The sequence below is a fragment of the Allocoleopsis sp. genome, assembly GCF_036703385.1.
GTDB lineage: Bacteria > Cyanobacteriota > Cyanobacteriia > Cyanobacteriales > Coleofasciculaceae > Allocoleopsis.
Window position 1 is genome coordinate 1 of record NZ_DATNPA010000712.1, and the last position, 6,641, is coordinate 6,641.

General features: G+C 48.6%; 6 protein-coding genes. 4 read left to right on the forward strand and 2 right to left on the reverse strand.

The window, feature by feature from the left end:
* Window positions 1-408 (reverse strand): hypothetical protein (locus tag V6C93_RS33545; RefSeq protein WP_333481026.1); only part of this gene is annotated, 408 nt, incomplete at its 3' end.
* 910 nt (window positions 409-1,318) lie between these two features.
* A complete protein-coding gene (locus tag V6C93_RS33550) occupies window positions 1,319-1,450 on the reverse strand; it encodes a hypothetical protein (protein WP_333481027.1) in 132 nt (43 codons plus the stop codon).
* A 36-nt stretch (window positions 1,451-1,486) separates the two neighbouring features.
* Here V6C93_RS33550 and V6C93_RS33555 point away from each other — a divergent pair, with 36 nt between their 5' ends.
* From V6C93_RS33555 to V6C93_RS33570, 4 genes are all read left to right on the forward strand, one after another.
* Window positions 1,487-3,550, forward strand: coding sequence for a hypothetical protein (locus tag V6C93_RS33555; protein WP_333481028.1), 2,064 nt, complete (start codon window positions 1,487-1,489; stop codon window positions 3,548-3,550).
* 60 nt (window positions 3,551-3,610) lie between these two features.
* Window positions 3,611-5,014, forward strand: coding sequence for a hypothetical protein (locus V6C93_RS33560; protein WP_333481029.1), 1,404 nt, complete (start codon window positions 3,611-3,613; stop codon window positions 5,012-5,014).
* Between the two features lie 4 nt (window positions 5,015-5,018).
* Entirely contained in the window at window positions 5,019-5,993 is a 975-nt protein-coding gene (locus tag V6C93_RS33565; RefSeq protein ID WP_333481030.1) for a hypothetical protein, read from the forward strand.
* Between the two features lie 28 nt (window positions 5,994-6,021).
* On the forward strand, window positions 6,022-6,641 hold a 620-nt coding region (locus tag V6C93_RS33570), incomplete at its 3' end, for a hypothetical protein (RefSeq protein ID WP_333481031.1).

Here is a 6,641-nt window from a genome sequence, read left to right on the forward strand (position 1 = left end):
ATGTGGATGAGAAGTCCTTCCTGCGGGATGGGGATGAGAAGTCCTTCCTGCGGGATGGGGACGACGAGCTTTTTTAGCCGCCGATTGGAGCCGTCCTGCGCCTTTTTTAATGGCGGGTGCTGCTGCCTTTCCGACTTTTGATGTGGTTTTTCCGACTTTCGATACAGTGTTAAAAACGTTGGGTATTGCCTTTCCGACTTTCGATAGACCCCCTACAAAGGTGGGTACTGCCTTAGCCAAAGATCCAATAGCTCCAAATGAAAGATAGTCACCCTCGAATTCGTTCTCGAATTCGTCTTCATACTCACTCTCGAATTCGTTCTCGAATTCGTCTTCATACTCGCCTTCGTATTCGTCTTCATACTCGTTCTCGAATTCATTCGCGTGTAGTCTAGCCGGTTCAAACATTTTGGTTTTCTCCTAAACTTTGTATCCCGTTCTAGCTTCGTTCTCTAGCGCTCAATCCCTAGCACTAATCCGGCGTGGTTCATCAGGCACAGTCCGTAATCAGAATGTGCTTTTGGAATTTGGAAAAAGCTGATTTACCTTCTGATTATTAATAGGTGTACGCGAAATCAACTCATACACTTCTCAGATAGAAATGGGAAAGACTCAGGGAGTGACACAACCCTGCAGCTCCGACCTGGTATTGATTACAAGAAAAAAAAATTTAATGGCGGAGGTAGGGGAATGAAAGGAAGGCGTCGCGATTTCCTTGTCAACTGATATCTATCGCTCTTGCATCACTCTAAGGCGTGTTTTCTCGCCCCTTCGATCCCCCCAGCCCTCCTTAATACTATGCATTACCCATAAGTCCCAAGATGCTGTAGGGGCGAAGCATTTGGGCGATAGATTAGAGGCAAAAACCAGGATTTTTCGTTCCAAATGCTGACGCTCGTTCCTCGCTAACACTGCGCTAACACTGCGCTAACACTGCGCTATCGCTACCGCTTCGCTAACGCCCTTTCACGCGATCGTATAATCCTCGAACTTGAGGGCGAAGCATTCGCGCAGAAATATTTGGGTACGACCGAAAAGATAAAACGCGAATGCTTCGCCCCTACAGAGTTTCAGGAGATGTGGGTAGTGAATATATATGCCTAATTTTTAGAAAAGTGTATAAGTTGATTTTGCTGACACCTATTAATAATCAGAAGCAAGGTTAGTACAGCAGAGCGTAAATAAAATCCCATTTTTCCGACTCAAGCTTACGGTCAAGATTAGGTTGTGAGATGGGAATAAAACTTACGCCGCACTGTACTAGATTGAGCTTTAAGCACCAGAAATAGACGAGAAAATCATCATTCTAGGTGCAGGTCTAGCTGGGATGGCAGATGCCTACCAGTTGGGCAAAGTTGGCAACGACTGTAGGAAACTTTTGCCGCCATGCACTAGCATGGCTGGAACGCTTCATTAGTAAATTCACGATCGCTTTACGAAGATTTACCAACCCACACTAATGACCTCATGCTGGGAGAACAACATTATGAATAGGCGTGCCAACGGCAAGAGCGCAGGTACTACTGTAAAGGAGATCGAATCAGCTCCCGTTGCCAATTCAAAACAGAAGGATGAGAGGAGAACTGACAAAACTTTCCACTACTCCCATCCAAAAATCGAAGACGATAGCCCAGGCGAAATTTTTTCTATTAATCAAATTTTGCAAGGCATCAAAAAAATAGCAGCAAACGTGACACCTACCGCTAAGCGCCTAGCTCCTGTTGTAGCCGGTGTGGTCGCTAACGCAAAACCTCTAGCCAGTGCAGCAGCTAGCGCTTTGGCTGAGGGAGGTGAGATGGAAGCTGAGCAAATGGAAGCCGCATTCTTTGGCACCCATGAAGCTGAAGCGGAAGTCGCTGCCACTGAGACTGCTCGCGATGCGGCTTTAACTGAGGTTTTAGCCGCTGAGGCGACGCACTGCGAGAGTGAAAGCGAAGCAGAAGCCCTAATAGGCACCGCTGTGCCTATTGCAATTAGCAGTATGGGGGGAAAGCGAGCATTACGTCATGTGATGCCAACGCTCGTACACAGCACCACTCAGCTAGTCCGCTTCTTACACCGACGCGGGTCAGCTGGTCGCCAACTCCTGCGGCTCATCCCAACTATCCTGCGTCGAACCGTTGCAAGCTTGCACGCAGCTCAGCAATCTGGTCACGCCATTAATTCTGACTTAGTCAGGCGTTTAATGGCGCTACAGGCGGCGCAGGTACTGAGTAACTCTCAGCTCTTAATGCGTGCCATGACTCGTAATACCCTTATCCGGCAACACACTGTTGCTCTAGCTGAACCTATGTCCTGTCCTTTCTGTAACAGTCCAACAAGGAGAAGTTCAAAAATGGCCAACCAACAAGAAGCTCTTTTCGAGGCTCCTGCCGCACACGAGCAAGCAGTTCGCTACAGCAATCCTTACTCGAGTGCAGAATTTGAGGATGAGTGGGAATATGAGAATCCCTACTCTGGCAATCCCTACTCGAATCCAGAATTTGAAGCTGAGTGGGAGAACCAAGAGGCAAGTCATTATGCCAATCCTTACTCGAGTGCAGAATTTGAGGATGAGTGGGAGAACCAAGAGGCATACTCGAATCCACAATTTGAGGATGAATGGGAGAACCAAGAGGCATACTCGAATCCAGAATTTGAGTATGAATGGGAGAACCAAGAGGCATATTCAAATCCAGAATTTGAGTATGAGTGGGAGAACCAAGAGGCAAATCCTTATGGCAATCCTTACTCGAGTGCAGAACTTGAGTATGAGTGGGAATATGAGAATCCCTACTCTAACCCGGAACTGGAGAATGAGGGCGAATATTTCTCCCTGAAGGATGTCTTTAAAAAGGTGGGACAGGGGTTTAAAAAGGTTGCAAAAAAGGTAGTACCAATCGCAAAGAAACTAGCTCCTGTGGCAGCGAACGTGGTTGGCATGTCACCAATAGGGATGGGAGTTAAGATAGCTAGCTCACTGCTCAACGAGGCTGAAATGGAAGCAGAAAACATGGAGGCTGAGTTGTTTGGTAGCAATGAGGCGGAAGCGGAAGTTGCCTTAAATGAAGTAGCACACGAGGCGGCACTCGGCGAGTTCCTAGCCGCCACCGCTGCTGAGGCAGAAAGCGAAGCCGAAGCCGGAGCCGCTGCTGCTGCGGCTTTGCCTGTTACTGTCTCGGCTATGGGAGGACGACGGGCGTTGCGGCATATTCTGCCATTGATGGCTCAGGCTACTGCACGACTGGTCAGCACTTTCCAGCAGCAAGGAGAGCCAGGGAATCAATTGCTACGATTACTGCCGACGATTCAACGCCGGACTGTTGCAGCATTGAGGGTAGCAGCTCGCCAAGGTCAGCCTATTGATGGATCGCTAGTGTCAAGCACAATGGCGGCAATGGCGCATCGGGTGCTGAGCAACCCAGATGTGGTGCAAGGCGCGATTACGCGCAACGCTGTGCTGTACCAACGGACTGCGCTACCCCACAGCGATCGCCACCAGTCTCGACAACGAGTACGGCCTTCAAGACGGATGAACGATGCCGTGCCAGAACCAGCCGCAAGACGATGACCCCAACCTGTAGAGCAATAAAAAATCTCTTGACAGTGATGAGTATTCTATGCAGCAGTTATGGCAAATTTACCCGCCCCAACTATTACGCAAGTCTCCTCTAGAAAGGCTACCTCCAAAGGAGACACTCTCCGCCCGACGGGTATTGGACCCCAACGAGCATCGACACAGGCTAACCGCAGTCAAAGTGCGACAACATCTGACGAGCAACACTTGCTCGATAACTGGCTAGCCATTCAGTCGATTAATTTAACCGAGCATGCCAAATCGCTACGAGCCTTTACCAAAGATGAATTTGGTACCGGTCCAGCAGCACCTAGCGAGGCGCATATCGAAGCCACCAATCGCTTTATCGATAAGTTCAAGAGACGATTAATCGAGAAGTCGCGCTGGGTTGAGGCAGCAGCAAATCAGGCTCGACGGGAACCAACCAGTAAAAATTTACAGCGGCTACTAGAGCGCAAGCAGGTTGTGAGTAACCGTGTGCTGTACGTAGAAGGGATTTGGGACTTCTACTTTGATTTGTTCGTTCAGCGCCTTTCAAATTTTGGCGAACAGTTGCGCGCTATAGACCGAATTGCTGCTAATTGCTACGAAGACCTGTATCTTCGCTTAGGTACAGCGCGACCTACTCCCAGACTTTTACCGTTCTGCTACGCCAACAGTGGCTTCAGTCCAGTTACCTATCGACGTGGTGTCCCGCTCACGAAGCTGCGACGCAACCCTAACCCCTTCCCACTGATCGTGCTACCTCAACATCGACTGAGTAATGTGTGGGCACTATCGAGCATCTTGCATGAAACATCTCACAATCTTCAAGCGGACTTAGGGTTATGGGAAGAAATCCCAGCCCGCATCTACAACCGTCTGACCACTGAAGGGCGTATCTCACCTGATATAGCCCAGGTGTGGGCACGCTGGCACAAAGAGATGATGGCGGATATGTTCGCACTAGTTCTTGGTGGCCCAGCAACCGTTGAGTCGCTGATGGATGTGGTAGGGCGATCGCCTGCCAGCACGGTGAAATTTAATTCCATGTCGGCTCATCCAACACCCTATTTACGGGTGCCGATCAACCTAATTTTGCTGCGACGCTTGGGGTTTGACAAGATGGCTACCGACCTGACGCGAGTCTGGCAACGCCTCTATCCGCGCCTGACACCTGAAGATATTCCGCCAGCCTTTATGAAGACCTTCTATGCAGCCGCTGAGATGGTTGTGGACACGATGGTCTTCCAACCCTACCACCAGTTTGGCGATCAATGCTTGGCTCAGCTGGTTCATTTTGGTCCAGCGGAAATGGAAATGGTGGAAATGGCCGGTCATCGTTTAGCAGCAGGTCAAGACCCCGGTACTGTACCAGTCCGTTTCGCCATCAGTATTGCCCGTTTTGTTCTCGATCGCCAGCTTGCCACACCAGAAACCATTACTAACAACTTCTACCGCATTCTCGGAAGGAGATAAACCGATGATCGTTACCACTCCAAACAGTTCATTCTGGCAAAACGATAAACCGACGATCGTTCCCACTCCAGCACCTCCACTAAAAAATACCGTCCTGAAATATCAACCGTTCATCCAAGCTTTAGGGGAATCGATTGGTCAGTTGGAGGAGGACGAACAACAATTGATTGTCTGCTTGCAAAACTTAATTAAAAACTTGGAGTTCTCAGCTGAAGAGGCTTGCAGATTAGCGATTCCGGAACTCCAGAAAGCACTGCAAAACCTGCAACAATCCCCGACCGAATACACCAAGATTTTCTTGAGTAAGGTTAATTTAGACTTTGACGGGTTGTTAGCAGCAGTCAAACTCGTTCAGATCTATTTTCAAACCACTCAGCCTCTGAACCAGACGTTGACTGACCTGAAAAATACCTTAACAAGGTTATCTGAATGTGACATCAAAGATATTGGTCCTTTAAATACAGATAACAAACCGTCCCAGGTCTTAGAATTGGTTGAACCCGTCGAGCAGGATCGCTGCAATCTGCATCATAAACTGTGTGAGGGCGAAGGGGCGCTCAAACAAGGAAAAGGCCCTATCGAAGAAATTGACCAAATTCAAAGTCTGCGTATGGGGAGTGAGGAAATCCTCCGTATTCTCGATAATCAAGTCCCCCAGAGGAAATTATCGGTTTTTCAAAGAATGGCTCAATTCATTGCTCACTTAAAAGAAGTGAAAGAAACCCTTAATTTTTTGAGTCGCCAAGGGACTTGTTTGTCTGACACGGAGATCGAAGACATCAAGAAGTTAATCCAAAACTGGGGAAAAGCGATTGAAAAAATCCAAAATTTAGAGAATATAGAGGATTTAACCGATGTCTCTAAAAGTAGGCAAGCGATTGCCCAATCGATTCAGATTCACGACTTTCTGGAAGAAAATTACAACTACCTTGCAGAAATTTTTAGGAGCAACGCTCTACTCAGTGCCGTAATCCTTTAGACGAAAATTAATTAAGAAGAGGTTAGCGATGGCAGTAATAGTCGATCGATTTATTGAGCGGGCAAATACCCAGCTGGTTCGCACTCGTGCCACTCATCTGAAGAATCTGCGAACCTTAGTCATGAGCCAGCTCTATCCTACAAATGCATCAAACGGCAAAAGCTTAGGGAATGAACAAAGAAACGATCCCCTAACTACGCTGGCTAACACGTTCACCCGCTATGCTCAGACCCAGCAAACCGCTTATGAAACGGGCACGTCCCAAACTGTTGGTGCTGGCAGTACCAACTTAATGGAACGGCAAGTGTCTAATGCCTTATCCCAGGTTCTTGGACGTGCTCCCGGACGCACTTCGGATAGTTTTATCAGCGCCCTGAATGAAGCGTTCCCCACAACCAGCAATGGGAAAGTCAGTTTCACTCCTTCGCGGAGTATAGTTTCGCTTTACGCCCACAACGAGAACGGCATTACACCCAATCAAAGGGGGTTGATAGCCGCTGGATTAGCCGGACAGTTGTCAGCTGAGCAGGCTACTCTCTATCGTCAGACCAGTATCATCGCAGCAGATGGACTCAAGGTACTCGAAGGTTTACACCCTGTCGCTCCAGAAGCCGATCTCGACCGAGTCGAGGCGCTGCGAGCGCTGGT